Annotated in this window: 3 protein-coding genes; 2 read left to right on the top strand and 1 reads right to left on the bottom strand. The window is 57.8% G+C overall.

Going from position 1 to position 4,825, the window contains the following annotated elements:
- Both KSY82_RS10050 and KSY82_RS10045 read left to right on the top strand, forming a co-directional pair.
- A partial coding sequence (locus KSY82_RS10050) for a C39 family peptidase (RefSeq protein WP_217751107.1) occupies positions 1-647 on the top strand: 647 nt, incomplete at its 5' end.
- Positions 648-677: 30 nt separating this feature from the next.
- A complete protein-coding gene (locus KSY82_RS10045; RefSeq protein ID WP_217751106.1) occupies positions 678-3,794 on the top strand; it encodes an NlpC/P60 family protein in 3,117 nt (1,038 codons plus the stop codon).
- A 273-nt stretch (positions 3,795-4,067) separates the two neighbouring features.
- Here the strand turns inward: KSY82_RS10045 and KSY82_RS10040 are convergent.
- A partial coding sequence (locus tag KSY82_RS10040) for a transposase (RefSeq protein WP_368042061.1) occupies positions 4,068-4,825 on the bottom strand: 758 nt, incomplete at its 5' end.

The raw sequence follows: 4,825 nt of genomic DNA, 5'->3' as shown, positions 1-4,825 counted from the left end.
GCGTCCTCGCGAAGGGCTCGGCGGCCCCGGGCCCGACGGACGGCGCGTACAGGGACCGCCCATTGCATCCGAATTCGGTTGTTCTCAACGTCCCTTGTACAATGCAGAACCCCGAGCTTCCGACTGGCTGCGAGTCCGTTGCATTGACCAATGCGCTTAACTATTACGGATTTGGTTTGGGTAAAACCGTCATTGCAGACGCGTATATGCCTAGGAGCAGTTGGGATTTTGTTACGGCGTTTTGGGGCAATCCTCATAGCGCTTCGAATGGAAACTGCATATCTGCTCCCGGACTGACCAACACCGCGAATTCTTTCTTGATTAGCAGTGGTAGTAGTTTGCGAGCCTACGATGTGACCGGTACTGGTTTCTATGACCTTTATTCGTACTTGGAAGCTGGACATCCCGTTATTATTTGGTCAACGATAGGTATGCAAAACCTGGGAAGTTGCTATGCGACTCAGGCTTACGGCGGAAGGGTTTATAGAACCTATACCAACTCTCACACCGTTGTCTTAAGAGGCTTTAATCGCTCCCTAGGTACCGTTTACATTGCTGATTCACTCGCTGGCTATGTCTCTAACTCAGCTCAGCGCATTGCTTCGCTATACTCGCAAAGAGGAGCTCAGGCGGTCGTCATTAAATAGGCGCCGTCGAAGTCGAAGGAAGGTGGAATCGTGAAGCGTCTCTTAGATGTGTCCGTTTCTATACTTGTGGTTATCGCGCTGTTCATGAGTCAATCATGGGCCGTGACTGCTGCATATGCCGATTATTCAATTGACGGATCTGATGATTCAAACAGCTTTCATCTTGAAGGCTCTACTTCCAATCAAGCTGAGCCTATCTCTGGGGGGCAAGAATCGGATGCTGGCTCCGTAGATAGCGAGCCTCAAGACGCGCAGCAGGTCTTATCGGGGGAGACTAACGAAGCCGCTGCCGCTGATTCTGCCTCCAACGATCAGCTCACCGTCAAAAACGTTAGTGTTTCTGCCCATGTGCAGAATATTGGCTGGATGGATCCGGTTAGTTCGGGTAAGGTTGCCGGAACCACGGGTAGGGGCTTGAATCTTGAGGCACTAAAAATCTCACTTGAAGTGGATGGAGCCACCTCTCAAGAACAGATTGCAAATGCCATATCCGTCGAGGCCCACGTCTCCAACGTCGGCTGGCAGGCCGCCGTCGGCAACGGCGGCACCGCCGGCACGACCGGCCAGTCCCGCGCCGTCGAGGCCCTGAGGGTCAGGCTGTCCGGGGAGCTGTCCGCCCGCTACACCGTCTGGTACCGCGTCCACTCCGCGGAGTTCGGCTGGCTGGGCTGGGCGTGCGACGGCGCCGACGCCGGCTCGGCGGGCTACGGCCGCGCCGTCCAGGCCGTCCAGGTCGCGGTCCTGCCCAAGGGCGACCCCGCCCCGGGCGACACCGCCTGTCCTTTTAAGAGCCGTAGCGATGAACCTGCCTCAATCACTGTTCGCTCACATACGTCGAATATTGGTTGGATGTCGCCCGTAGGCGGCGGATCTGTTGCCGGGACAACTGGTAGGGGCCTCCCCATGGAGGCGCTTGAGGCTCAGCTTGGCTGGTATGGTCACTCGGGCTCCATTGAGCTTCGTGGCCATGTTTCTAATGTCGGCTGGCAACAGTGGTCTGAGGGGCACTGTGGAACGACTGGTAAGTCTCAGCGTCTCGAAGCCGTTCAGATTCGTCTAACCGGTGAGGCAGCTGAAAAATATGACATTTGGTACTGTGCTCATGTCTCGGGTATAGGCTGGCTCGATTGGGCTTGTAATGGAGCTGCCGCTGGTTCTGCCGGTAAAGGCAAGGCTATCGAAGCGGTAAAGGTAATCCTTGTGGAGAAAGGCGGAGCAGCGCCTGGCTCTTCGAGCAAGGTCTTTATCGGCGATCTAGATGCTGTTGCGGTTTCCGGATCCGCCGTTTCTGGGGAGAGTCTTGGCTTATCTTCTGGTCAAAAGGCTACGATTGGAGGCAAGGGCGCCAAACTGCTGAACTCCATTGCCTTAAGCGTTGCAGGCCAAACTGATGACGGGTCAATTTCCTATGCCGTTATGGATGCATATTCAGGCTGGGGTGCTTCCGAATCGGATGGCGGCGCCGCCAAGGCGGTATCCGGCGCACCCATTAAAGCGATAAAAATGTCGCTGAGCGGCCAGTTTGCTGCCAATTATGACATTTGGTATCGAGTATACGATTCCGGTAATGGCTGGACGGGCTGGACGTCAAATGGTCAGGCATGTGGCGTTTCTGGTGGTTCTTCCGGTTTGTGCGGCATAGATGTTGCACTTGTTCGTAAGGGTCAACCTGCCCCTGGTTCTACCGGTAATGCATTTACCGAAACGTCGGGAATCGGTCTTGTATCCCAGGCGCACGTTGCTTCTGCGGGCTGGTTGGCTCCCGTTGGCAATGGCGAAACTGCCGGCCAGACGGGCATGTCTCGTTCTCTGCAGGCGTTGTATATTTCGACGCAGGGCATCGATGCCTCCGTTGAAGTGTCAGCACACGTTGCGAATATCGGTTGGCAGCCATACGTTTCGGGTGCTTCCTATGCTGGCACTGTTGGCAAGGGCCTCGCAATTCAGGCGGTTAAATTAAGGCTCACTGGCAACGACTCGTCAAAATACAATATTTACTACCGTATTCATGCGGCGGATTATGGTTGGCTTGGTTGGGCTAAAAATGACGCCGCAGCTGGCACCGTTGGGCTGTCTAAGCAGGCCGAGGCAATTCAAATTAAGTTGGTTGCCAAGGGTTCGTCCGACGCTCCCGTTCAAGATCATGCTGCGTTGATCCAGCTTCCTGGGCTATCCGCTAAGGCAAATTGCTCCGGTCTTGGCTGGCAAGCGTCTGTTGGCAATGGCGGTGTTGCCGGAACGGTTGGGCAGAACCGTGCCATGGAGGCAATGCAACTGTCCCTTTCCGATAGTTCCATGAACGGTGGCATTTCGTATTCCGCCCACGTATCCAATATCGGCTGGCAATCTGCTGTCTCAGATGGAGCCACAGCGGGAACCATTGGACAGGGACAACAAATCCAAGCTGTGAAGATTAATTTGACTGGTGACGTTTCGAATTACTTTGATGTCTGGTATCGCGTCCACGTGTCAAATTACGGATGGCTTGGCTGGACCAAAAATGGATCACCGGCGGGCACCACGAAGCTTGGCATTCCTGTTCAGGCATTACAGGTAAAGATTGTTCCCAAGGGCGCTTCCGCACCAGGCTCTACGTCTGATTCGTATTTTGAGACCTATCGTTATATGGGGTATCAGACCCCGGGATCTTATCCAAAGGTTAGTTGCAATAGCGTGCAGCTTCCTTCGTATTGCACCGGTTACTTTACGTATGTCACGCCTTCTCGAATTCCTTACAACGCTTCGCGACAGGATTGCATCAACGCATTCGTCCAGCGTGCTCGTGAATATATCGGGACGCGTTATATCGAGCCTTGGTCTTCTTGGCCGGGGGATGCGGTTGATTGTTCGGGCTTAGTGCTGCAATGTCTGTATGCGACTGGCATGGATATGGGTTGGTATAACCCGTATAACCATCGTTGGTTGCCCGAGCAAACCTACAACTCCATGAATTGGTATCGCAACAACACGTTTATGCTGGTTAGCACTTCTGCTATGCAGAGGGGAGATGTGGTCTACTACCAGGGCCATATTGGAATCTATATCGGAAACGGTCGAATCATTGATTCGTGGCCTGGGATCGGTGTGACCGAGCGCTCGGTCAATGCTCCAGGTCGTGTAATCGGTGCCGCTAGGCCTTTCGCATAGAGTCTGTTGAGGCGCTCCGTTGCAGGAGCGCCTCTTTTTGACTGTGTGGTTGATTTCCGATCTCAGCCGAACACATTAGGCGGACAGGCCGTTCCCGCAGCTAGCCGAACGCCCCCGAGGCCCCATCCGGGCCCCGGGGGCGCCGTTTTCCCAGTTGAAGGAACGGTGGAGATGTGTTTCGATGGGTCCGGTGGCCATGCTCCGCCCTCCGCCCGGCACCTCTTCCCAGACTCAGCCGGACGGTCGGTCAGTCTATTCCGTTTTGCCTTCAGGCTAGGCCAGCGGGGCATCGCCCCTCTCTGCGCGCGCCCTCTCGATGAGTCCCGGCGTCAGGTCGAGGTCGCCGAGCGGCACGTCCCCCACGCCGTAGGCGTCAAGCAGCGCCGCCGCATCGTCCCCGAGCATCGCCCTGAAGGCGCGCGCGGGCGTCGAGAAGCCGAGCGCGCCGCGGGGCTCGGAGTTCACGTGCGACATGGCGAGCGCCATGTCGGCCGGGGATAGCCGGTCGAACCTGAGCCCGGCGCCCTTGGGCAGCAGCTTCCTGATCTCGACGTGGTTGCGCTCGCAGGCGCCCTTCTGGTCGCTGCGGCGCGGGTCGCAGTAGAACAGCCTCGTCTCGCCCGGCCCCTCGCCGAGCAGCGCCGCGATCGCCGCCTCGTCGGAGAACTCGGCGCCGTTGTCGGTGAGCACGGCGCGGAAGACCCTGCCCATGCCGTCGGCGCCGAGGACCGCCCTGATATCGCCCAGGGCGTCCGCGACGCACCCGGCGGTCTTCTCCTCCAGCGGCAGCGCGAGCTGGAGCCTGCTGGGGCGGTGCAGCAGCGTGAGCAGGCAGGCGGAGTCCTCCCGCGCGCCCTCGACCGTGTCCATCTCCCAGGCCGCGGCGCACGCGTCCTCCCCGAGGGCGAGGAACGCGGCATGCGACCTGCGGGCGGAGTGGCGCGTGGCCGCCCGGCCGGCGGCGCTCTTCCTCGGCCTGTAGCCGACCTTGCGCCTGAGCTCCATGTTGGTCATGCCGTCGTAGCCCGCCG

The sequence above is a fragment of the Collinsella aerofaciens genome (genome assembly GCF_019131995.1).
Classification (GTDB): Bacteria; Actinomycetota; Coriobacteriia; order Coriobacteriales; family Coriobacteriaceae; genus Collinsella; species Collinsella aerofaciens_S.
This window is presented reverse-complemented; position numbering and strand designations above follow the sequence as displayed.